Annotated in this window: 20 protein-coding genes; 3 read left to right on the forward strand and 17 right to left on the reverse strand. The window is 70.4% G+C overall.

The window, feature by feature from the left end:
- Window positions 1-26: 26 nt before the first annotated feature.
- The 5 genes from OG741_RS14060 to OG741_RS14080 form a co-directional block, all read right to left on the reverse strand.
- Window positions 27-692, reverse strand: coding sequence for a histidine phosphatase family protein (locus tag OG741_RS14060; RefSeq protein WP_405605552.1), 666 nt, complete (start codon window positions 690-692; stop codon window positions 27-29).
- Window positions 689-1,120 carry a ribosome silencing factor gene (rsfS, locus tag OG741_RS14065; RefSeq protein WP_266478842.1) on the reverse strand — a complete coding sequence of 144 codons (432 nt, stop codon included), beginning with the start codon at window positions 1,118-1,120 and terminating at the stop codon, window positions 689-691. Before rsfS ends, OG741_RS14060 begins: the two co-directional genes overlap by 4 nt.
- An 83-nt stretch (window positions 1,121-1,203) precedes the next feature.
- A complete protein-coding gene (locus OG741_RS14070) occupies window positions 1,204-2,922 on the reverse strand; it encodes an LCP family protein (RefSeq protein WP_405597617.1) in 1,719 nt (572 codons plus the stop codon).
- 19 nt (window positions 2,923-2,941) lie between these two features.
- Window positions 2,942-3,565 (reverse strand): nicotinate-nucleotide adenylyltransferase, encoded by a 624-nt coding sequence (gene nadD / locus OG741_RS14075; RefSeq protein ID WP_142217123.1) that lies wholly within the window; start codon window positions 3,563-3,565, stop codon window positions 2,942-2,944.
- Between the two features lie 53 nt (window positions 3,566-3,618).
- On the reverse strand, window positions 3,619-3,780 hold the full coding sequence (locus OG741_RS14080; protein ID WP_405597618.1) for a hypothetical protein: 162 nt from the start codon (window positions 3,778-3,780) through the stop codon (window positions 3,619-3,621).
- Between the two features lie 317 nt (window positions 3,781-4,097).
- Here OG741_RS14080 and OG741_RS14085 point away from each other — a divergent pair, with 317 nt between their 5' ends.
- Complete coding sequence (locus tag OG741_RS14085; protein ID WP_405597620.1) at window positions 4,098-5,225, forward strand: M48 family metallopeptidase; 1,128 nt, start codon at window positions 4,098-4,100, stop codon at window positions 5,223-5,225.
- A gap of 368 nt (window positions 5,226-5,593) precedes the next feature.
- Here OG741_RS14085 and OG741_RS14090 read toward each other — a convergent pair whose 3' ends face one another.
- The 11 genes from OG741_RS14090 to rplU form a co-directional block, all read right to left on the reverse strand.
- A complete protein-coding gene (locus OG741_RS14090; protein ID WP_405597622.1) occupies window positions 5,594-6,667 on the reverse strand; it encodes a hypothetical protein in 1,074 nt (357 codons plus the stop codon).
- Window positions 6,668-6,801: 134 nt separating this feature from the next.
- Window positions 6,802-7,416, reverse strand: coding sequence for a hypothetical protein (locus OG741_RS14095; protein WP_405597625.1), 615 nt, complete (start codon window positions 7,414-7,416; stop codon window positions 6,802-6,804).
- A 78-nt stretch (window positions 7,417-7,494) separates the two neighbouring features.
- A complete protein-coding gene (locus OG741_RS14100) occupies window positions 7,495-8,787 on the reverse strand; it encodes a glutamate-5-semialdehyde dehydrogenase (RefSeq protein WP_361914144.1) in 1,293 nt (430 codons plus the stop codon).
- A gap of 74 nt (window positions 8,788-8,861) precedes the next feature.
- Window positions 8,862-9,380, reverse strand: a complete 519-nt coding sequence (locus OG741_RS14105) for a hypothetical protein (protein ID WP_405597628.1) — start codon at window positions 9,378-9,380, stop codon at window positions 8,862-8,864.
- 131 nt (window positions 9,381-9,511) lie between these two features.
- A complete protein-coding gene (gene proB / locus OG741_RS14110; RefSeq protein ID WP_405597630.1) occupies window positions 9,512-10,639 on the reverse strand; it encodes a glutamate 5-kinase in 1,128 nt (375 codons plus the stop codon).
- Window positions 10,640-10,724: 85 nt separating this feature from the next.
- Window positions 10,725-12,833, reverse strand: coding sequence for a hypothetical protein (locus tag OG741_RS14115; protein WP_405597632.1), 2,109 nt, complete (start codon window positions 12,831-12,833; stop codon window positions 10,725-10,727).
- Between the two features lie 151 nt (window positions 12,834-12,984).
- Window positions 12,985-14,484, reverse strand: a complete 1,500-nt coding sequence (locus OG741_RS14120) for a bifunctional cytidylyltransferase/SDR family oxidoreductase (RefSeq protein ID WP_266476429.1) — start codon at window positions 14,482-14,484, stop codon at window positions 12,985-12,987.
- Between the two features lie 193 nt (window positions 14,485-14,677).
- Window positions 14,678-16,738 (reverse strand): glycosyltransferase family 4 protein, encoded by a 2,061-nt coding sequence (locus OG741_RS14125; protein WP_405597634.1) that lies wholly within the window; start codon window positions 16,736-16,738, stop codon window positions 14,678-14,680.
- Between the two features lie 328 nt (window positions 16,739-17,066).
- Window positions 17,067-18,503: a GTPase ObgE gene (gene obgE / locus OG741_RS14130; RefSeq protein WP_405597636.1), complete on the reverse strand. Its 1,437-nt coding sequence runs from the start codon at window positions 18,501-18,503 to the stop codon at window positions 17,067-17,069.
- A 121-nt stretch (window positions 18,504-18,624) separates the two neighbouring features.
- Window positions 18,625-18,879 (reverse strand): 50S ribosomal protein L27, encoded by a 255-nt coding sequence (gene rpmA, locus OG741_RS14135; protein WP_142217134.1) that lies wholly within the window; start codon window positions 18,877-18,879, stop codon window positions 18,625-18,627.
- Between the two features lie 14 nt (window positions 18,880-18,893).
- Window positions 18,894-19,214 carry a 50S ribosomal protein L21 gene (gene rplU, locus OG741_RS14140; RefSeq protein ID WP_223774625.1) on the reverse strand — a complete coding sequence of 107 codons (321 nt, stop codon included), beginning with the start codon at window positions 19,212-19,214 and terminating at the stop codon, window positions 18,894-18,896.
- 307 nt (window positions 19,215-19,521) lie between these two features.
- Between rplU and OG741_RS14145 the strand changes: the two genes are divergently transcribed.
- Both OG741_RS14145 and OG741_RS14150 read left to right on the forward strand, forming a co-directional pair.
- Window positions 19,522-21,348, forward strand: a complete 1,827-nt coding sequence (locus OG741_RS14145) for a hypothetical protein (protein WP_405597640.1) — start codon at window positions 19,522-19,524, stop codon at window positions 21,346-21,348.
- A 76-nt stretch (window positions 21,349-21,424) separates the two neighbouring features.
- The gene (locus OG741_RS14150; RefSeq protein WP_266476420.1) at window positions 21,425-22,027 is read left to right on the forward strand and encodes an acyltransferase; all 603 of its coding nucleotides are present in this window, start codon (window positions 21,425-21,427) and stop codon (window positions 22,025-22,027) included.
- Window positions 22,028-22,100: 73 nt separating this feature from the next.
- On the opposite strand, the gene OG741_RS14155 is transcribed toward OG741_RS14150, so the two are convergent.
- Window positions 22,101-23,156, reverse strand: a complete 1,056-nt coding sequence (locus OG741_RS14155) for a hypothetical protein (protein ID WP_405597645.1) — start codon at window positions 23,154-23,156, stop codon at window positions 22,101-22,103.
- Window positions 23,157-23,334: the final 178 nt, after the last annotated feature.

Here is a 23,334-nt window from a genome sequence, read left to right on the forward strand (position 1 = left end):
GGGCCGAATGCCGGGCCCGGAGCCGGTCAGTCGTCGTCGCCGAGGACCGGTTCCGGCAGCGTGCCGGCGTTGTGTTCCAGCAGCCGCCAGCCGCGCGCGCCCTGGCCGAGCACCGACCAGCAGCAGTTGGAGAGGCCGCCGAGGCTCTCCCAGTGGTGGGACTCCAGGCCGAGCAGCCGGCCGATGGTGGTACGGATCGTGCCGCCGTGGCTGACCACGACGAGCGTGCCGTCCTCGGGGAGCTTCTCGACGTGGTGCAGCACCACAGGAGCGGCTCGGTCGGCGACCTCCGTCTCCAGCTCACCGCCGCCCCTGCGCACTGGCTCACCGCGCTTCCATGCGGCGTACTGCTCGCCGTACCGCTCGACGATCTCGTCGTGGGTCAGGCCCTGCCAGGCGCCCGCGTAGGTCTCGCGCAGGGCCGAGTCGTAGGAGACGTCGAGCCCCGTGATCCCGGCCAGCTCGCCGGCCGTGGCCGCCGCCCGCTTCAGATCGGAGGCGACGATCGCGTGGGGCCTGAGAGAGGCGAGCAGCCGGGCTGCCCGGCGCGCCTGGGCAGCGCCCGCATCGGTCAGGGCGATGTCCGTGGAGCCCTGGAAGCGGCGCTGAAGGTTCCACGAGGTCTGGCCGTGCCGCCAGAGGACGACACGGCGCCCCGCGCCGCGATTGTTTCCGGTGTCTCTGCCGTTCAGCTCAGCTCACCGTCCGGGTCACCGGTGAGCCGAGCGTGCTCCTCGGCCTTGCCGCGGGTCTTCAGCGCGTCCTCGGGGAGGGGCAGCTCGGGGCAGTCCTTCCACAGTCGCTCCAGGGCGTAGAAGACACGCTCTTCGCTGTGCTGGACATGCACGACGATGTCGACGTAGTCGAGCAGGATCCAGCGGGCGTCGCGGTCCCCCTCGCGGCGCACCGGCTTGGCGCCGAGCTCCTTGTTGAGCCGCTCCTCGATCTCGTCGACGATCGACTTGACCTGGCGGTCGTTGGGCGCTGAGGCGAGCAGGAAGGCGTCGGTGATCGACAGCACGTCGCTGACGTCGTAGGCGATGATGTCGTGCGCGAGCCGGTCGGCAGCCGCCTGAGCGGCGGTGTTGACGAGCTCGATGGAGCGATCCGTGGCGGTCACAAGCAGGCTTTCGTCGGCGGTCAGGTACCCCTCAAGGGTCTCACGGACCACCGACACCCCTTGCCGGGATTATTAAACCTTGATCATCCGTCGCTGGACGAGCTCCCGGACTTGTAGTCCTTGCCGAGGACGACGGAGACATCGGCGTTGGGGGCGCCGGCGCCCTTCTTGACCGCGCTCGTCGCAAGGCCCAGGGTCTTGGCGACCTCGACGGCCTTGGCCTTCTGCGCCTCGTCGCCGTAGGTGATCTTCGAGGTGGACTCGGTGTCCGCCTTGCCGTTGTCGAGGACCGCGTAACCGGCGTTGACCAGGTCGATCCGGGCCTTCTCGGTGGCGCCCTTGTTCCCGGTGGCGTTCTTGATGCCCACCCGGAGGGCTGCGTCCTTGTCCGGCGCGGTGACCGAGCCGCCCAGGATGTCCTTGACCACACTGCTGGCGGCCTGCTCGGTGAGCGTGCCGTCCTGCTGGACCGGCACCAGCGCGGTCTTGTAGTCGCCGCCCTTCGCGTGCTCGGCGAGCTTGGCCAGCGACGCGCCCAGATCGCTCTCACGCAGCGAGGGGTCGAGGATCTGCGCCAGCGTCTCCACGGTGACGGTCGCGGACTTCGGGTCGTCGGGGAACTTCTTCAGGACGCCCTGCATGACCTGGCCGAAGCGCTGGAGCTGCTTCGCCTCGGCCTCGCCGGGCCCGAGGTAGGTGGCGTAGGCGACGGCCGCGCGACCGTTGAGCGTCTGGTTCTCGCCCTTCTTCACCAGCGGCGCCTCGCCCTTCTTGGCGCCGGGCACCGCGGTGTCGGTGGTCAGGTCGATGGTGCCGACCAGCTCGACGAGGTTCTCCAGGTACGGGGTGTCGAGCCGCCAGGTGCCGGTGATCTTGGCGCCCAGGAGGGTGCCGATCGACTCGCGGGTGCCCGTCGAGCCGTCGTCATCGACCGACTTGCCGAGTGTGGTGGCGGTGCCGTCGTCGTTCGCGACGGAGAGGGCGTTGGGGAGCAGAACCGTGGTGCCCTGCTTGGTGGTGGCGTTGTCGACGAGAAGGGCCGTGGAGGTGCCCTTCTTCTTGGTGTTGTGCAGATGGACCACGATCACGTCCCGCTTCTGCGGTCCGGCGGCCGTGTTGTTCTTCTTCTCGGCGTCCCCGAGACCGGGCAGCTTGCCCGCGTACCAGAGGTAGCCGACGCCGCCGGCGAGAGCCAGCGCCAGGACGACGAACAGAGCGACGACGCGGTTGCGACCGCGGCGCTTGGCCTCCTCGCGCCGCTCGGAGCGGCTCTCGCTGAACTTCAGCCAGTCGATGACGTCTTCGGAGTCCTCGTCCGGCTCCTCGATGAAGGAGAACTGCTCGGTGCGGTAGTCACGATCGGGCGCGGGCCTGCGCTGGCCGGGCACCGCGGGCTGCTCCCGCTCCTGCCTGGGCGCCTGCGCGGGCGGGGCGGGGGGCTGCTGCGGGATGTTCCACTGCCCGGTGGTGTCGACGGCGGGCTGCTGACCGGTGTCATAGCCGTAGCCGTCGTAGCCGTACCCCGGGGCCTGGCCCTGCTGAGATTGCGGACGGCCGTACGGGTCGTACTGCTGGGACTGGTCGGCCTGCGGCTGCGGCGCCTGCTGTTGCTGCTGTGCGTACGGGTCGTAGCCGTATCCCTGGCCGGGAGCCTGTTGTTGCTGAGGGTGCTGCTGTTGCTGCTGCGCGTAGGGGTCGTACGGCTGGGGCTGCTGATAGACCGGCTGCCCGTACTCGTCGTAGCCGATGATCTGCGGCTGTTGGTAGTACGGGTCGTACGGGTGGCTCTGCTGGTCGTTCACAGGTGCCCCTCTCCGTGGCTCACTCGCCGCGGTACAACTGGCGCTTGTCGATGTAGCGCACCACGCCGTCCGGCACCAGGTACCAGACCGGATCGCCCTGCGCCACCCTCGCACGGCAATCGGTCGAGGAGATCGCCAGCGCCGGAACCTCCACAAGGGAGACACCGCCCTCGGGCAGCCCGTCGTCCGTCAGATCGTGCCCCGGCCGGGTCACACCGATGAAGTGGGCGAGCGAGAACAGCTCTTCGGCGTCCCGCCAGCCGAGGATCTGGGAAAGGGCGTCGGCTCCGGTGATGAAGAAAAGATCCGCGTTCTTGTTCAGGGAGCGCAAGTCCCGCAGCGTATCGATCGTGTACGTCGGCCCGCCGCGGTCGATGTCGATGCGGCTGACCGAAAACTGCGGGTTTGACGCGGTCGCGATGACCGTCATCAGATACCGGTCCTCGGCCGGCGACACGGCCTTGTGGGTCTTCTGCCACGGCTGCCCGGTCGGCACGAACACCACCTCGTCCAGGTGGAACAGGGCGGCCACCTCACTGGCGGCCACCAGGTGTCCGTGGTGGATCGGGTCGAACGTCCCGCCCATCACACCGAGTCGGCGCTTGCCGGAACCGGAACCGGTAGGCACTTCCTGCTCTCCCATGCGTGCAGAGCCTACTGGCACCGCAGAACGGCCCCCACTCGCCGGCCGCGGACTCAGCGGTCGCGGTTGAAGCGCGTGGTGATCCACAGCAGCAGGAGGAGCGCGAAGAGCGCGCCGCCACCGGTGACGTACGGGCTGAGGCTTTCGTGGTTGCCACCGTGCTCGGCGCCTTCGGCGAGGGTGACCAGGCTGGCGGCGGTGCTGGTGAGGCTCATCTTCAGCAGGACCTATCGATCGGGAGTCGGAGCTCAGGAATCGGACGCCTCCGACGGAGCGGAGAGACTTCGCGCACATCGTATGCGGGGCGCCCGGGCACGCTCACGCCGACTCAGTCGTTGTCCTGCTCGTCGGTGCCGTTTCCGCGGTATCCGCGCAGCAGGAAAAGGCGGGAGGGGCCCGCTCCGGCAAGCGATGCCGGGCGTGCTCCTCAGTTATCCACAGCCCCCGCCACGCCGTAGCCGCAGCACCTACGCTGGGGTCCGTCAGGGGGACGAGCCATAAGACGCACCAACAGGCGCAACAGGGGGCTTGAATGACCGAAAGCAGCCACGAGAACGTGCCGAGCAGGCAGCGCAAGCGCTTCGCCGGCATCTCCTCACGGGCGTACGAACATCCCGCGGACCGCTCGGCGCTGGTCGCGCTGCGCAAACTCAGCGGCTTCGACACCGTCTTCAAGGCGTTGAGCGGCCTGCTGCCCGAGCGCAGCCTGCGGCTGCTCTTCCTCTCCGACTCGGTGCGGGTGAGCGACGCTCAGTTCGCCCATCTCAACACCATGCTGCGGGACGCCTGCTACATCCTGGACCTGGAGAAGGTCCCCTCGATGTACGTCACGCAGGACCCGCGGCCCAATGCCATGTGCATCGGCCTGGACGAGCCGATCATCGTCGTCACCACCGGACTGGTGGAGCTGCTCGACGAGGAGGAGATGCGGGCGGTCGTGGGGCACGAGGTGGGCCACGCCCTCTCCGGCCACTCCGTCTACCGCACGATCCTGCTGTTCCTCACCAACCTCGCGCTGAAGATCGCGTGGATCCCGCTCGGCAATGTGGCGATCATGGCCATCGTCACCGCGCTGCGCGAGTGGTTCCGCAAGTCGGAGCTCTCGGCGGACCGCGCCGGACTGCTGGTCGGCCAGGACCTCCAGGCGTCGATGCGCGGCCTGATGAAGATCGCCGGTGGCAACCATCTGCACGAGATGAATGTCGACGCGTTCCTGGAGCAGGCCGAGGAGTACGAGGCGGGCGGCGACCTGCGCGACTCGGTCCTGAAGATCCTCAATGTGCTGCCCCGCTCGCACCCGTTCACCACGGTGCGCGCGGCCGAGCTCAAGAAGTGGGCCGCGAGCCGCGACTACCAGCGGATCATGGACGGCCACTACCCGCGGCGTACGGAGGACAAGGACGCATCGGTGTCCGACTCCTTCCGCGAGTCCGCATCGCACTACGCGGACACCGTGCGCACCAGCAAGGATCCGCTGATGAAGCTGGTCGGCGACATAGCCGGCGGCGCGGGCGACCTGGGCGGCAAGCTGCGGGACAAGTTCACCGCCGCGGGGGCGGCCGGCGGCTCGGGCTCCGGCGGCACGAAGAGCAGCGGCAACGGCGACGGCAGCGGTCCGGCGCCTGAGACCGGGGGCGGAGGCGGTCAGGGCGGCAGCTGAGCACGGGGAACGGCCCAACCGGGCGTCGTCGGGCAGGCGGCCAAGCGGCCGTCGTCGGCCAGACGGTCAGGCGGCCGTCGTTGGCCAGGCGGCGCGGGCGGCCGTCGTCGGCCAGACGGTCAGGCGGCCGTCGTTGGCCAGGCGGCGCGGGCGGCCGTCGTCGGCCAGACGGTCAGGCGGCCGTCGTTGGCCAGGCGGCGCGGGCGGCCGTCGTCGGCCAGACGGTCAGGCGGCCGTCGTTGGCCAGGCGGCGCGGGCGGCCGTCGTCGGCCAGACGGTCAGGCGGCCGTCGTTGGCCAGGCGGCGCGGGCGGCCGTCGGCGGCCGCCCGCCCGACGCCCCGTACCGCCCATACCGCCCGCCCGTCCGTTACGGCGAGGGCTGCGCGCCTGGTGACAGGGAGCCGCAGAGTGCCGCGGTGGCCTGGCCCGTCGCATACGGGTCCGTGCCGGCCGGGCCGTCCGCGGTCGCCCGCTCGCCGGCGAGCAGCGGACGCAGGGTTCCGGAGGCGTCCGCCGAGCAGGCCTGCGGACCGGCCTGGATGTAGCTGACCAGCAGCTCCGCGCGGTGCTGGTGCAGGTCGTCCCGGTCGAAGCGGAAGTGCAGCTCGCGGCGGACGGTGAACAGTGAGGCCTGGTTCGCCCCGGGCCCGCTCACGCCGACCGGCCGCAGCGCATAGGCGAAGGTGTGGTCCGACGTCACCTCCAGGGCGTCGGGCCCCGCCTCGGCGAAGCGCAGCGTGCCCTGCACCCGCACGTGCGTGTCCGCGAGCGCCACCTTCGCCGGGTCGAAGCGGACCAGCCAGCCCGTGGCGGCATGGCGGCCGTCCGCGGCCGGCGTGGCGATGCTCCGGTCGAACTGCTCCAGCTGGTCCGGGTCGAGCAGCACCCGCACCGGCCGCACCGCGCCGCCCGTGAGGACGTCGGGGTCGAGCGAGGACTCCACGAGGTAGTCCTTCGCCGTGGTCAGGGCCGTCATGACCTGGCTCTCGGAGAAGTTCTTGGTGCGCCGGGCGCCGGGCAGATTGATGCCCGAGGCTCCGAGGCGGAAGTTCGCGGCGGGGCTGTGAGCGTAGAGCTCGGCGGGGGTGCCGCCCGGGACGGGGCGCTGCGGGGCGAGCGGGATCATGGTGATGCGCAGCGGTTCGGCCTGCTTGATGGCCGGTGTCTGGTAGGGGTGGCGGATGCCGAGGTAGATCGCGGTTCCGAAGGCCATCGCGACGAGCAGGACGAGCACCAGGACCTGCTTGGAGCCCGTCCTGCGGCTCCACGCGGGAAGGCTGCGCACAGCGCGCGCGTGCTCGCCCATCCGTTCCTGCGCGGAGAATTCCTGAAGCCGCGCAGCCCGTACAAACGATTCGTCGAAGACGACGGATCGGTACTCGTCCTCACCGCCGGGGAGTCCCTCGGGTGTCCCCTCGGGCGGGTCTCCGCGCCCAGCCATACTTTCAGGGTAGGTCCGCCGGGGCCCCGGTAAACGCGCTGGTACACGACAATGTCTGACGAGTTCTCACGCAGTTTGTCAAGCGGGCGCACAGCCCCTGATCAGGGGCTTGTCCAAGGGTGCTCAGGGGGTGATCACGGGGTGCGCGGATCCGCCGAAACCGGTGGCGCGGAGTACTCCGCGGAGGCGGAGGGCCCGCCCACCCGGTCGGCGGCCGGGCCGCCGGTGGGGGTGGCGTCGACGCCGGTCGTGGCGGGCGGCGGCACCTGGTCCTGGCGGTTGCCCGAGGCTCCGCGGTAGACGGCCGTGAAGGCGAGGGCGACCATGCCGATGCCCATCAGCAGGGCCAGGATCCAGGCCACGGGGCGGTGCCAGCGGGCGCTGCCGCGGTAGGGGCGCAGAGCGCCGCCGTGACGGCCGTACGGTCCGGTGTACTCGTCGTCGAAGTCCAGGCCGTCGTCATCGTCGTCGTATGCCCGCTCGCGGCCGTACAGACCGGGGCCGTAGCCGTCGTCGTAGAGCTCGTCGTCGGGCGCTCCGCCGCGGGATCCGGCTCGGGAGGCGTCGGCTTCGGCGCGGGCCTCGGCGGCAGCCAGAAGCCGCTCGACGGCGGTCGGCTCATGGATCTCGGCTGCACGCACGAAATCCTCGTCGAACACCACGGAGGCGAAGTCCTCGTCCGCGCCCCCGCGGTCGTCGTCGGGCTCCCAGCCGTCCGGGAACGGCCTGCCCCCCACGTCGTCCGGCACGCCTTCAGAGTAAACCTGGGCGGTCACTTTGGGCAGGCGGAGTCCGAATTCTGCCCGCTCGGGTGACCCGCCCGACAGTCACCGGGTGTGACCGTCTCCTGTCACGATGTACTTCGTCGAGGTCAGCTCCGGAAGGCCCATCGGACCTCGTGCGTGCAGCTTCTGCGTGGAGATCCCGATCTCGGCGCCGAATCCGAACTGGCCACCGTCGGTGAAACGCGTGGATGCGTTCACCGCGACCGTCGTGGAGTCCACCAATTGGGTGAACCGGCGGGCCGCGGCCTGCGAGGTGGTGACGATCGCCTCGGTGTGCCCCGAGGACCAGAGCCGGATGTGGGCGACGGCCGAGTCCAGCGAGTCGACGACGGCGGCGGCGATGTCGTAGGAGAGGTACTCCGTCTCCCAGTCCTCGGCCGTAGCAGCCACGACGGTGGCCTTGGTGGCGTCGCCGTACTCCAGCACCCGCTCGTCGCCGTGCACGGTCACCCCGGCCTCGGCCAGGGCGTCGAGCGCGCGCGGCAGGAACTCGGCCGCGATGTCCTGGTGGACCAGGAGGGTCTCGGCGGCATTGCAGACGCTCGGCCGCTGCGCCTTGGAGTTGATCAGGATGTCGACGGCCATGTCGATGTCGGTCTGCGCGTCCACGTACACATGGCAGTTGCCGGTGCCGGTCTCGATGACGGGGACGGTGGACTCCTCGACGACCGTACGGATCAGGGAGGCGCCGCCGCGCGGGATGAGCACGTCCACCAGGCCGCGGGCGCGCATCAACTCCCGTACGGAATCGCGGCTTTCACCGGGCACGAGCTGCACCGCGTCGGCGGGCAGGCCCGAGCCGCCCACCGCGTCGCGCAGGACCTTCACCAGGGCGCTGTTGGAGGCGTAGGCGGAGGAGGAGCCGCGCAGCAGGACCGCGTTGCCGGACTTCAGGCAGAGCGCGGCGGCGTCCACGGTGACGTTGGGACGGGCCTCGTAGATGATGCCGACGACGCCGAGGGGGACGCGCACCTGGCGCAGGTCGATGCCGTTGGGCAGGGTCGAGCCGCGGACCACCTCGCCTACCGGGTCGGGCAGCGCGGCCACGTCCCGCACGTCGGCGGCGATCGCCCGCACCCGCTCGGGGGTCAGGGTGAGCCGGTCGATGATCGACTCGCTGGTGCCCGCCTCCCTGGCCCGTGCGATGTCCTCGGCGTTGGCCGCGACGATCTCGCTCGTACGGACCTCGAGGGCGTCCGCGATCGCCAGCAGCGCGTCGTCCTTCGCCGAGCGCGGCAGCGGGGCAAGGTCGGCGGCGGCGCCACGGGCCCGGTAGGCGGCCCGGGCGACGGGCGAGAGGTTGTCGTAGGGCGAAAGCGGCGAGGACGTCGTCATGACCGCAGGGTACTGCGCTTTGCGGGGGCTCCCGGCGGGCGTCGTCGGCTGTCCCGAACTGCGAGACGCAAGCCTCAGAAGGGATGTACGCCCACCGGGGCGGCCGGCGGCGGACCGTACCCCTCCGCGATGCGCAGGTGGTAGGTCTGGCGGTCGATGACCTCCAGGCCCACGATCTCCCACGGCGGCAGCTGGGCGCTGGAGCGGTGCTCGCCCCACAGCCGCAGCGCCACGGCCGCGGCGTCGTGCAGGTCCCGCGCCTCCTCCCAGTAGCGGATCTCCGCGTGGTCGTTGGCGTACCGGCTGGTCAGCAGGAAGGGATGGTCGTGCGCGAGCTGTTCCAGACCGCGGCGGACCTCCTTGAGCGGGGCTTCGGCTCCGGAGACGCTGAGCGTGATGTGCCACAGCTTGGACTGCACACGGTCCTCGCCGTGGGTGTCCGTCTCCTTCGCACTCTCCCGGCTCTCCGCGCCGTCGTCGAAGTCGGCGCCCGCTCCGACGCTGGTCAGGGCTCGTTCCTCGCCCACGGCCCTCCGGGCGTGGGGGAAGCCCCCCGGCCCTCGGGGCACATCCCCTGGGCGCGCTCGTCTCACCGGCGGCCTCCTGTTGTATGTGTCGTCCTGATGTCCCCGCCATGCCTCCGCAACAAAGTTGACCAGTCCCGGACGGGATGTGGGGCGCTTTTGGTGAAGGTCTCCGAGAGAAGACGGGACTTTCAGCCGATTCAGGGGTGCAGGACGACCAGATCGTCCCTGTGTACGACTTCACGCTCGTACGCCGGGCCGAGCTCCTCGGCGAGTTCCCGGGTCGAGCGGCCGAGCAGCTGCGGGATTTCCTTGGCGTCGAAGTTGACGAGCCCGCGGGCCACGGCCCGGCCCGCGGTGTCGCGCAGCTCGACCGGGTCGCCCGCGCTGAACTCACCCTCGACGGCGGCGATCCCGGCGGGCAGAAGCGACTTCCTCCCCTGCACCACCGCCCGTACCGCGCCGTCGTCGAGGGTCAGTGCGCCCTGCGGGGTCGAGGCGTGGGCGAGCCAGAGGAGCCGGTCGGCCGAGCGGCGTCCGGTGCTGTGGAAGTACGTGCCGGTGGCGCGGCCCGCGAGGGCGTCGGCCGCGCGTACGGCCGAGGTGAGGACGACGGGGACGCCCGCCGCCGCGGCGATCCTGGCGGCCTCGACCTTGGTGACCATGCCGCCGGTACCGACGCCTGCCTTGCCCGCGCTGCCGATCTGGACGTGTGCGATGTCCTCCGGGCCGCGCACCTCGTCGATCCGCGATGTGCCGGGCCTGGCCGGATCCCCGTCGTACAGCCCGTCGACGTCGGACAGGAGGACGAGCAGATCGGCGCGTACGAGATGGGCGACGAGGGCGGCGAGCCGGTCGTTGTCGCCGAAGCGGATCTCGTCCGTGGCGACGGTGTCGTTCTCGTTGACGACCGGGACGGCGCCCATGTCGAGCAGCTGGTCCAGGGTCCGGTAGGCGTTGCGGTAGTGGGCGCGGCGGCTGGTGTCGTCGGTGGTGAGGAGCACCTGGCCGACGCGTACGCCGTAGCGGGCGAAGGAGGCGGTGTAGCGGGCGACCAGCAGGCCCTGGCCGACACTGGCGGCCGCCTGCTGGCGGGCCAGGTCCTTGGGGCGGCGGGCCAGGCCCAGCGGTGCGAGACCGGCGGCGATGGCGCCGGAGGAGACCAGCACTATCTCTCTCTCGCCGCCGCTGCGGACCTTGGCCAGCACGTCGACCAGGGCGTCGACGCGGTCGGCGTCGAGCCCTCCCGATGCCGTGGTCAGCGAGGACGAGCCGACCTTGACGACGATCCTGCGGGCTTGCGTTACCTGCTGTCTTGCCACTGTCACAGTGCCGAATCTATGCCAGGGCGCGGGGCGGGTGCGCGGTCATTTCACCGGCTGGACAGCGCACACCCACCCCGCGCCACGCAGTTCAGCGTGCGACCGGGGTCGACTCCTGGGACTCCGCGTCCGGGGTCTCCGACTCGGGGTCGAGCTCGCCGATGAGCTGGCCTCCGATGCGCTGCTCCACACCGGCGTTGCGTGCCTCGGCCTTGGCCGACAGCCGCCGTAGGGCCGCGTTGAACAGCTCGATCGAGCTGGGCTCGTCCGGGCCGAGCAGATAGCGCTTCAACTCGCGCCTGGCGTCCACCAGCTTGTCGCCGGAACGATCCGCCACCGCGTCGAGCAGCTCGCTCAGTTCCTCGGCGCTGTTGGAGAGGATGACCGCGGCCCGTACGGCGGTGTTCTGCCGCTTGAACTCCTCCTCGCCCAGCTGGCCCGAGTCGGTCACGGCGTAGGGCTTGCCGCTCGCGATGAAGTCCGAGACCACACTGGAGATGTCGGAGACCATGCCGTCGGCCTCGTTGAAGCAGTCGTACAGCTTGGGCTCGGAGCCCGTGACGACCCGGTGCTCCCACCAGCCGCAGGAGCGCCAGTACGCGTCGTTCCACTCGGCCCGCAGCCTCTTGATCTCGGCCTGGCGCTCCGGGTCGGCGAGGGAGACCCGCGACTCCTCAGACTCGTCGCCGCCCGCGCGGCCGGGCTTGGACAGCTCGGTCAACCGGGCCTGGATACGGGTCAGTTCGGCCTTCGCCTCGGCCTGGTCCGACTGGGTGGCGGCGGCTTCGGGTGCCCAGCGGGGGTCGACGGCACGCTCGGCGGCCGCGGCGCGCACCATCGCGGTGATGCGCTCGTGGACGGCCAGGGCCTTCTTGTTGCGGATGCCGGTGAAGGGGTGCGGCTTGTAGATGACGCGGACCGGCTTCTCGGCCTCCAGCAGCCGCCGGACGATGTTCTCGCCGGCCAGCAGCAGGGAGGTGTTGCCCGGGTTGTCGTCCCAGCCCTCCCAGGTGGGGGCGTACAGCACCGTGGGGATCGGGTTCTTCGGGGTGCCTGCCCATGAGGTGATGGGAGCCAGCTGCGGGCGGCCCACCTCGACGATGTCCTGGTCACGCACGCCGACGTCGGCCAGCGCGTAGCGGTCGCGGCCCGCGCGGCCCGCGGTCCACACCTCGTCGTACACCTTGCTGAACGGGTTGACGCTGGCCAGCTTGTCGCTGTCGCCGTGTCCGATGAAGACGTGCTTCATGGTCGGCACGCGCAGATTGTGGATGTTCTTTCCGACGTTGGCCGGGTACAGCGCGACGCGGACCGAGGACAGGTCGAGGCTCATCAGATGCATGCCGCCGGGCACGCAGATGACCGGTACCGCGGTCGCGGTGAGCTTCTTCACCATGCCGCGTTCACGCATGATGATCAGCGGCCGGCCGTCGATCTGCTCCATCGTCTCGAGCCACATGTTGACCTGGTACGCGGACTCGTCGGAGCCGGAGAAGTACAGGACGACGGTCGGCTGGTACTCGCGCAGCCAGGTCTGGACGCCCTTGAGCACGGCGGCCGCGCCCGGCACCCGGCGACTGCGCCGCAGATACGGGACGAGGGCGGCCGTGTAGAGCACTCCGAGGGCGAGGGTGACGGCGACGCCCGCATACCCGATGACGTGCTTGCCGGTCCCCGCGGCGATCACCACGCCGGCCATCGCCGGGATGTCGAGGTGGAGCATCTTCTCGCCGGAGCGGCGCAGCAGCGCGTTCGGCGGGGCGTCGGGGATACGGACGGCGTTCAGGTCGACGTTGCGCGTGACGACAGGCATCGTGCGGCGCAGGCGGATCAGGGTCGTGAGCGCGCCCTGCGGTGCCTGGAGGCCGTAGAAGATCAGGAACCCGGCGACGGCCGCGTAGAAGAAGTTGGTCTCCGCCAGACCCTCACGGGCGAGCAGCAGAACCAGCAGCAGCTGACGCAGCAGGAAGCGGATCGGCAGACCGGCCCGGACCTTGTTGAGCCGGTTGACCAGGTAGCTGCCCTTCTGGTGCAGATACCAGTCGGCGAGGTAGGTCACGGCAGCGGCAGCCGCGAAGAACCAGAGGTTCGGGATCAGTGCGGCGATCATCACGCACGGATAGCCGAGTCCCATCAGAGCCGCTGCGGCCAGCTCTGACCGGCTGCCGACGCGAGCGAGTCGAATGGCGGTCGAAATCACGAAGAACCTGCTCCAAGGGGGGTGCCGGTTGATTCACGTTTGGCGGGTTTTGTGAAGGTGGGGCTTCACAAACTCGGGCCTCTGTCCTCGCCTCAAGGTTTTCGCCTCAGGGCGACCACAAAGGCCCGATAATTACTTTAACGAACGATTGTTACACATCTTCCTGGCGGTCCAGGACGGCTTCGAGGGCCTTCTCGAAGTCTGATGCCTCGCTCGCCTCACGCGTCGGATCCTGCTGCCGGACATCGATGACATGGCCGGTGAGTTCGGACAGCAGGACGTCGAGCGAGGTCCTTGCCACGGCCTCGGAAGAGAGCAGCGAGCCCTCCGGTTCCGTGCCGAAAGCCTTGGTGCGCATGGGAGTGGCCGTGCGCTCGGGATTCACGCAGTTGACGCGAATTCCGTCGCCCGCCCATTCGTCGGAAAGGGCCTGGGTGAGATTCACCATGGCCGCCTTGGTCGACGAATAGAGGCTGTACTCGGCGCGACCGCGGGTGTAGCTGGAGGAGGTGTAGAGGAGCAGCTGCCCCTTCGTCTCCGCCAGATACTTGTATGAGGCACGAGCGATCTGCACCGGCGCGAGGTAGTTGACGTTCAGCGCTTCCTGGATGGTGCTGTTGTCGGTCTCGGCCAGCTTGCCGATACGCAGCACACCGGCCGTGTTGATGACGTAGTCGACGCGGCCCGTCTCGGCATACGCCCGGGAAAGGGCGTCGTCGACATGCTCGGGATTCTCCACATGCGTACCGGTGGTGGAGCGGCCCAGCGCGTAGACATGAGCGCCGTACTGCTTCGCGATCGCGCAGATGTCGGCGCCGATGCCGTACGAACCACCGAAGACCACCAGCGTCTTGCCGGTCAGCAGTTCGCGGTAGGCGGCGGCGTCGGCCTGGCGCGGAGCCGCGCTGGATGCCAGCTGGAAGAGCTTGTCGGCGATGAAGACGTCGACCGGCTGCGTGACCTTCATGTTGTACTCGTCGCCCGCGACCACATAGATCGGCACGTCGGGCAGGTACCTGAGCACGACGCTGCAGTCGTCGGTCGCCTGGAAGTTGGGGTCGCCGGCCGCGATCTCGTAGGCCCGCCGGATGGTGGAGAGCTTGAAGGCCTGCGGGGTCTGGCCACGGCGCAGCCGCGAGCGGTCCGGCACGTCGGTGATGAACTCGCCGTCCTCGCCGTGGGTCCGGGTCACGATGATCGTGTCCGCGGACGGAATTGCGACATCGACGGCCTGATAGCGGTCGAGGGCGTCGACGCACGCCTTGATCACACGCTGTGACAGAAGCGGACGGACAGCGTCATGGAAGAGGACGTTGTGGTCCTCACCCTCGGCGAGCCCCTCGCTGAGCGCCTCGATGGCGCGCTCGGTGGTCTCGTTGCGGGTCGCGCCGCCCTCAATCACCTTCGTCACCTTGGTGAGCCCGGCCCTGGCGATGATCCGCTCGACATCCGGCACGAAACCCGGCGCCATCAGTACGATGACGTTGTCGACGGACTCCGCCTGCTCGAAGATCGACAGTGTGTGCTCGATAACGGCCTTGCCGGCAATCTTCAGCAGCTGCTTCGGGATCGCCAGTCCCACTCTCTGACCGGTACCACCGGCGAGCACAACGGCTGTAGTGCGGGGCTTGGCTACGTGCGGCACAGACACAGACGACCGACCTACCTTGCGACGAATGGGGGACGGGCTGATGGTCGCACTCTCCGTGACGGTCTCGCAAGGCGGTGGTCAAGCACCCCACACCTCCTCGAAACCGGGCGTTCACCCCCTGGACAGGGGATACTGCTGGGCCCCGGCGCGGGGTCCGGGTGACTGAAAGCACAGTTGCCACGAGTGCGCACGGCTACTTGATCGGCTTGTCGACAACGTTCAGTACGAGCTCATTGGCCGCGCTGTAGAAGACCTTGACCGTCACCAGCTCCTGCGGTTTGCCGCCGAGTCTGCGGGCCACCGCGCGCAGCGTCGCCAGGGGGCGCCGCTTGCGCAGGTCGATGCCGGGATACGGGAAGAGGGAACCCTTCTCCACCACGTCGTCCAGGACCCGCGCGAGCCTGACCGGCTGCGCGTCGGGCGCAGGGCGCAGCCACAAGTCCCAGACGTCGTGCACATTCGCCTGCCGGTCCGCCGGGGCCGCACACGGGACGGTGGCCCGGAAGCCGTCCGCCCCCTCGCGGCTCGCCGGGAACGTCAGCTCGGCGTGAGCCGTGCCACGGCGGCGCAGCAGCAGAGCCGGGTCGCCGGCCGGAGTGCCCGGGGCGAACAGCCGCCCGGAGACGGTGATCCTCTGCCCAGTGAGCCGGATCTCACCGACCTCGGCGTGGACCGGCCTGATCCAGGACCGCAGGGAGAGCACTCCCTGCTTCACATACGGGACGAGATTGCGGACCGGGCCGCCCGCGGGCGTACGGCCCGCGGCCCGCATCGATCCGCGCTGGTCGACGGCCCGGGCCGCCAGCGCGATCCGCTCGCCGTCCGGCAGCTCGACCTGGCAGGTCCACACGCCCTCCGGGAACTGGGCTCCGGCGGGCACCCTCGCCCGCCCCTCCGCGTCGAACGCGAAGCGCCGCGCCTCGACCGCGGCGTCCGGGTGCGTACACACCAGGTGCAGCCCGGCACCCCGGCCGACAGGGCGGCCGCCGCCGGGGACCAGACTGACCGTCAGCCCGCCGTCATCGGCGACCACGCAGTCCGCGAGGGGTGTGAACTGCTCGCCCTCCCCCGCCGCCCTGGCTACGTGGCCCGCGCCTCCGCGCGAGGCCGTGGCCGCGCCCAGCTCGGCGAAGAGCTCCTCGTACTGCTTGGCGACCGGACCTGGGGCGAAGCGACGCGCGTTGCGCAGCGCGGCCGCGCCCATCCGGCGGCGCAGTTCCTCGTCGTCGATGAGCTTCAACAGGGCATCGGCGATGGCCTCGACGTCACCGACCGGGACGAGCAGCCCGTCCACCCCGTCCTCGATGATCTCCCTCGGGCCGTAGTCGCAGTCCGTGCTGACAACCGGCAGACCGCAGCGCATGGCCTCCACGAGCGTCATGCCGAAGGATTCGTGCCGTGAAGTGGAAACGGCGATCGCGCCCTTGACCCACTCCGGCTCGATGGGCGAGCGGGGACCCATGAGATGGACGCTGTTGTAGAGGCCGAGCTCGTCGATCTTCCGGCGGAGCCGGTCCTTCTGGTTGCCCCAGCCGCAGATCCGCAGCGTCCACTCGGGCCGGGCGGCGACGACCTTGCCGAAGGCCTCGATGAGCACCTGGTACTGCTTCTCCGTGGCCAGGCGTCCCGCCGCGACCACGGTCGTCCCCGAGGTGTCGGACGGCGCGACCATCGGCTCGGGCACACTGTTGGGGATGGCGAGCACGCGGGTGTCCGGCAGCGGCATCTGCGCGCGGTAGGAGGCGGCGTCGCCCTCGGAGACCGTCACAAAGGCGTCGAGCCGTGCGAGGTGGTCGTACATCTCGGCGCGCAGCTCGGGCTTGTGATGGTTGTGCGTCATGTGCTCCTGCCCGATGAGCACGGCGCCCTCCGGGCCGAACTGCGCGACGTACGCGACGAGTCCGGGCCGGGTTCCGATGACCACATCCGCGTCGGAGCCCGCGTAGTGGGCCTGCACCCGCTCGTCGGTGAGCCTGCTGTACTCCTTGTACCGCGCCTCGGACCGGGGCAGGCACGCTGCGGGCTCCAGCTGGAGCGGGTGCTTCGTCTCGTTGGACGGGGAGGCGGGGCGGGTGTCGACGAGGGGTACGACGTTCACGCGCGGGTCGATGGCGAAGATCGGGTCGTCGCGGTGCCGGAAGACCGAGACGATTTCCACCTCATGCCGGTCGGCGAGTTCCTCGGCGAGGTTCAGCGTGGTCCGGATGGTCCCGCCGATGCCGTAGATCGTGTGGATGAGGAAAGAAATCTTCATCGACGCTCCGTTCCGTGTGCCGGGGCGATACGCCACACCCCCCGTACAAGACGGTCATTGGGGGCGAGAGGTTGCGCCGCTTCACGCAATGGAGCGAATCGGACGGGCTTGTTCTCCAAGCCCGTCCGGCGATCGGGGCCGAGTCCTCGGAACGAACCCCTAGAAGGGGTCGAACTCGTCGAACTCCCGCTGCGCGTCGTCCCGTTCCGCCTCGCGGACCGATCTTCAACGCCGCCCTCGCGCCGCTCGGCCGCAAGCGGCCTCACGGGCTTCGGACGGCTGCGCCGGACTCCGTCCGCCGACCCGGCTCAGCCGTCCGGCACGTTCCCTAGAAGGGGTCGAACTCGTCGAACTCCCGCTGCGCGTCGTCCCGTTCGGCCTCGCGGTCCCGGCGGCGCTGGGCCGCGGGGCGCGGGGCCTCCAGGCGGTGGTCCTCGCCGCGGCGGCCGAGCATCTCCGCGCCCGCCATCATCGAGGGCTCCCAGTCGAAGACGACCGCGTTGTCCTCGGGGCCGATGGCCACGCCGTCGCCCGCGCGGGCACCGGCCTTCATCAGCTGGTCCTCGACGCCGAGGCGGCTGAGGCGGTCGGCCAGGTAGCCCACGGCCTCGTCGTTGCTGAAGTCCGTCTGGCGGACCCAGCGCTCCGGCTTCTCGCCGCGCACCCGGAAGAGGCCGTCCTCCTCCTGCACGACCGAGAAGCCCGCGTCGTCGACCGCCTTCGGGCGGATGACGATGCGGGTCGCCTCCTCCACGGGCTTGGCCGCGCGCGCCTCGGCGATGATCTCGGCCAGGGCGAAGGACAGCTCCTTCAGGCCGGTACGCGCCACCGCGGACGCCTCGAAGACGCGGTAGCCGCGCGCCTCGAGGTCCGGGCGGATCATGTCGGCGAGGTCCTGGCCGTCCGGGATGTCGATCTTGTTGAGGACCACGATGCGCGGACGGTCGTCGAGACCGCCGTACTGCCGCAGCTCCTCCTCGATCACATCGAGGTCGGAGACCGGGTCGCGGTCGGACTCCAGCGTCGCGGTGTCCAGGACATGCACGAGCACGGAGCATCGCTCGACATGGCGCAGGAACTCCAGGCCCAGGCCACGGCCCTGGCTGGCGCCGGGGATCAGGCCGGGGACGTCGGCGATGGTGTAGACGGTCGACCCCGCGGTGACCACACCGAGGTTCGGTACGAGCGTGGTGAAGGGGTAGTCCGCGATCTTCGGCTTGGCCGCGCTGAGCACGGAGATCAGCGAGGACTTGCCCGCGCTCGGGTAGCCGACGAGGGCCACGTCGGCGACGGTCTTGAGCTCCATGACCACGTCACGGGCCTCGCCGGGCTCGCCGAGCAGCGCGAAGCCGGGCGCCTTGCGGCGCGCGGAGGCGAGCGCCGCGTTGCCGAGACCGCCGCGGCCGCCCTGGCCCGCGATGAAGGTGGTGCCCTGGCCGACCAGGTCGGCGAGCACATTGCCCTGCTTGTCGAGGACGACGGTGCCGTCGGGGACGGGCAGGACCAGATCCTGGCCGTCCTTGCCGGAGCGGTTGTCGCCGGCGCCGGGCTGGCCGTTGGTGGCCTTGCGGTGCGGGCTGTGGTGGTAGTCGAGCAGCGTCGTCACCGACTGGTCGACGACCAGGGTGACATCGCCGCCACGGCCGCCGTTGCCGCCGTCGGGGCCGCCGAGCGGCTTGAACTTCTCCCGGTGAACGGAGGCGCAGCCGTGGCCCCCGTTACCCGCGGCGACATGCAGCTCGACGCGGTCCACGAAGGTGGTCATGGGTGTGCCTCCAGAAAGTACGGAATGTCTCTTACGTAACAAGCGAAAGGCGGACCCGCTTCCCGATCAACGGGAAGCGAGGTCCGCCCTCGCGAAGCAAACCGCTCTACGGGCGCCTGAGTCAGGCGACCGGAACGATGTTCACTACCTTGCGGCCACGGCGAGTGCCGAACTCCACCGCGCCGGCGTCCAGCGCGAACAGCGTGTCGTCCTTGCCACGGCCGACGCCGTTGCCCGGGTGGAAGTGGGTGCCGCGCTGGCGGACCAGGATCTCACCGGCGTTGACGACCTGACCGCCGAAGCGCTTCACGCCGAGCCGCTGAGCATTGGAGTCGCGACCGTTCCGAGTGGACGATGCGCCCTTCTTGTGTGCCATGTCTCCTCAGTCCCTTACTTCGCAGCCGTGGGGATGCCGGTGACCTTGATCGCCGTGTACTGCTGACGGTGACCCTGGCGACGGCGGTAGCCGGTCTTGTTCTTGTAGCGAAGGATGTCGATCTTCGCGCCCTTGTGGTGGTCCACGACCTCGGCCGTGACCTTGATTCCGGCCAGCACCCACGGGTCGCTGGTCACGGCGTCGCCGTCGACAACGAGCAGGGTCGAGAGCTCGACCGTGTCGCCAACCTTGGCAGTGGGAATCTTGTCAACCTCAACGATGTCGTCAACAGCAACCTTGTGCTGACGACCACCGCTGCGCACGATGGCGTACACGCGGATCTCACTCTCGCTCGGAACGGATCCCCTGATGCCAGCCGCTCGCACGGGCCGAAGCCCGCGACGATCCGGAAGGATGAGCGGCCTCTCCTGAACGGGCAGAGCCGTCGGGAGGGAGTTGCTCAGGGGTGGGTGTGCATGGAAACACACCGAGGGTCAAGGTTACGGGGCCCGCCCCCAGGGGGTCAAACCGGGTACCCGGCCCCCGTCTCTGCGGGCTCCGGCCCCCGTCTCTGGTGCAGGCTCACCGCGGCCTGTTCAATATCAGCTCGTGTCCCTGCGCTCCCTCATCACCATGCCTCGCATGCTCCGCCACGGCTCGGCCGTGGGCGCGGATCTGCCACCGGACGAGGCCGTCACCGTCGGTGCTGTCGCCGACACCGCCCTGCGTGCCGCGCTCGCCGCGGCCGCGAGCGGCGATGCCGCACCCGCCGGCGAACTGCTCGCCGAGACCCGGCTGGGCGCCCAGTGGGAGCGGCGCAGTGTGTGCGTCTCGGAGCTCGCCGAGTGCGCGCTGCACAGCCCGGGCTGGCTGGAGGACTGGCTGGCGAAGTCGCCCGATGACCCCGACGCGGTGCTGGTGAAGGCGGATCTGTGCATCCAGCAGGCCTGGGAGATACGGACCGGCCACCGCGCCCGGCATGTGTCCCAGGACCAGTTCCGGGCCTTCTTCGCGCTCCTGGAGGACGCTGTTCCGGTCATCGCCGCCGCGGCCGAGCTGAACCCCACCGACCCGGTGCCGTGGGAGATCGCGCTCACCCACGCCCGCGGCATCCAGGCGCCCCGCGATGTGTTCGACGCGTACTGGGCGGAGGCCGTCGCCCGCGCGCCGCACCACTACGGCTGTCATGCCACGGCCCTGCAGTACTTGTGCGACAAGTGGTACGGCTCGCACGAGGAGATGTTCGCCTTCGCCGAGCGGGCCGCCGAAGGGGCGCTGCCCGGCTCGAAACTGCACGCGCTTCCGCTGCTGGCCGCCGTCGAGTACGAGGTGGTGTCCGACGACTCCACCGAGGACGGCCCGATCGACCGCGCCCGGGTCGAGGCCGCCGTGACCCGGGCCCTGGAGCTGTCGGGCTGGTACGAGCCGGGCGACCCCGAAGCCGCCGGTTTCCGCAACCACCTGGCTCTGATGCTGATCTTCGCCGAGCGCTGGAGCGATGCCCTGGAGGTCTTCCGGGCGATCGGCGTGCACGCCCGCGAATTCCCGTGGGCGTACGTGGGTGACAGCCGCAAGGAGTTCCTGGAGTTCCGGCTCGGCGTACGGATGCAGGTCGCCTCCCAGACCCCGTTCTTCGGCCGCCCGCCGGGGCACGCCCGGCCCACCGCTCCCGTACTGGCCGTCCCGGCGCCGCGCTCCCTGGCGATAGCGGCGGCCCGCCTCCACCAGGTCGCCGAGGCGGCGCTGATGTGCGGTATCTCGCTCCGTATCGCTCCCGCCCCGTCCGCGACGGGGATGAGCTACGTCGAACTCGTCCCCGACGCGTCCCCCGGCAGACGCGCGAGCCTCCTCGCCGGGGAGGAGATGCTGACGGCGGCAGCGGACAACTTCACCACCGGCGAGAAATGGCCCGCCCTGGTGCTGCGCCGCACCGCCGACCGCTGCGGCTTCACGCTGTTCCACAAGGGCAGGGCGCGCGCCTCCCATCTGTGGGACCCGGCGGCCCCGGTCACCGACCACGCGCAGGCCACCGCCACCGCGCAGGCCCTCGCCGCCGTGTTCACCGCGGTGGACCCGCGCCCGCTGGTCTCGCTGCTGCGCGGTACCGACAGCCCGGCCCGGCGGCAGTCGGAGCTGGTGGCCGCGCTCGGACTGCCCCCGCTCCCGGACGGCTTCGGCGAGCGCGACGAGATCCTGGACGGCATGCCCGGGGCCCAACTCCTGGCCAAGCGCGGGGTGTTCAAGGGCATCCGCGACACCATGTCGACGGACCTGGGCACCCCGGACCTGCCGGTCCCCCGCCCGCGGCGCTGGTGGGTGCTGCGCATGGTGGGCCTGACGGTCCTCGTCCCCGCGGCGGCGTACGCCTGGTGGTCCCCGGACGTGAGCTGGTACCGCACGATCGTCCCGACGGCGGCCGCGCTGTACCTGGCGCTCCAGCTCAGGAAGGCGCGGGCCCAGCGGCCATGAAAGGCACGCACCCAGCCATGAAAGGACGGCGGGCCGTATGCTCGCCGGGCGAAGCAGCGCACCGGAAGGCAGAACAGTGAACTACAGGGTCCAGCCCACCGCCCAGGTCGACGAGACCGCCGTCATCGGCGCCGGGAGCAGCGTCTGGGAGCTCGCCCAGATCCGCGAGGGCGCCAAACTCGGCGAGGGCTGTGTCGTCGGCCGCGGCGCCTACGTCGGCACCGGCGTGCAGATCGGCGACAACGTCAAGCTGCAGAACTACGCCCTGGTGTACGAGCCCGCCGAGCTCGGCGACGGTGTCTTCGTCGGCCCGGCCGTGGTGCTCACCAACGACCACAACCCGCGCTCCGTCGACCCCGACGGCAAGCAGAAGCGCGGCGGCGACTGGGAGGCCGTGGGCGTCAAGGTCGCCGAGGGCGCATCGCTCGGCGCGCGCTCGGTGTGTGTCGCGCCGGTGCGGATCGGACGCTGGAGCATGGTCGCCGCGGGCGCGGTCGTCACCAAGGACGTACCGGACTTCGCGCTTGTCGTGGGCGTGCCCGCCCGGCAGATCGGCTGGGTCGGCCGGGCCGGTGTCCGTCTCGTGGAGCGCGAGGGCGAGGCGGGCGTCTGGGAGTGCCCGCAGTCCGGCACGGTGTACGTGGAGAAGGACGGCGTCCTCGCCGAGCAGGCGGTCTGACGCGCGACGGCTCCGCCACGCCAGACGAAACCCCCCGGACCGGGTCCGGGGGGTTTCGCATACCTGTCTTCGGTCAGGCCCGGCTCCAGGCCTCCATCGCCAGGCCGGACTCGTCCTTCTGGCGCGTGACCCGCAGCGTGCCGTCCGTACCGAACGCCGCCATCACGACCCGGCCCCTCGCGTCGATCGCGAGCGCCGGAGCGCCCACGCAGGGCTCACCCGTAAGAGTCCAGCTGACACCCGAGGACTCGTCCTCCGTGGGATACGCGGCCAGCGCCGGGCGGCCGGTGGCGGCATCGCGGTGGGCGAGGATCGTGCAGTCGTGACCGTCGACCGGGGTACGCAGCAGCGCGACAGGTCCGGTGCCCGCACCGTTGCCGAGCGGGGCCGCGTCGGAGGTCGGGCGCCAGGCGCGGACCGTGTTGTCCCCGGCGTCGTGCCAGAAGTGCGTGAGCCGGTTGCCGCCGGTGCGCTCCGAGCTGAGCGAGTCGGCCGCGGCCTTGGCGGGGATGTCGTCGGCACGCTGGAACTTGACGCCCGGCGTCTCCTGCTCCCAGCGCATGATGTGGTCCGCGGTCGGGACGAGCAGCTCCATCAGGCCGTCCGGAGTCAGCGAGGCGGAGACCGTACCGACGCCGCCGCTGCCCTTGAGGTCGGCCCACTTGTTCCACTTGCCGGAAGGCACCTGGGCGCGTCCGCAGACGCCGCCGCCCGCGTTGCGTACGAACACATGCAGCGAGCCCTCGGCGTCGATCACGGCCGACGGGAGTCCGATCTGGCCGGCGAGATCGGGGTCGTTCGGGTACGGGGAGGCGAGCGGATACCAGTCGCGTACGGCAAGACCGGACTGGTACTGCACGGCGTACACCACATCGGTGCCGGTCCGGCCGTCCGCGAGGCGGCTGCGGCGCAGACTCACCAGGTGGACATAGCCGTCGGCGCCCTGGGCGATGGACAGGTACGGCAGCACGCCGCGTCCGGGGATCACTTCGGGCCCGGTCCACTGGGGGCCACCGGGCCGGGTCTCGGTCCAGCGCAGCACGCCGTCCGAGCCCGGTGCGTACGCTGTGAGCCTGCCGTCCTTGCCGCGCACCAGCCAGCCGGTGGTGGGGGCCGACGACGTGTCCACGGTGGGTATCGGCGCGGCCTTTCGGCTCGGCGGCTCGTCCGAGCCGCGCGCAGATTTCCGTCCGGACCAGACCGCCATGGCTCACCATCGTCTTTCGCGTGACCGCCCCGCAAAACTTGCGCGACGATAGTACGACAGGTTCGCGGCACCGACCGGGCCGCGGTCGGCCCTCACTCCC

The organism is Streptomyces sp. NBC_01410 (assembly GCF_045040195.1).
In the GTDB taxonomy this organism is placed as follows: domain Bacteria; phylum Actinomycetota; class Actinomycetes; order Streptomycetales; family Streptomycetaceae; genus Streptomyces.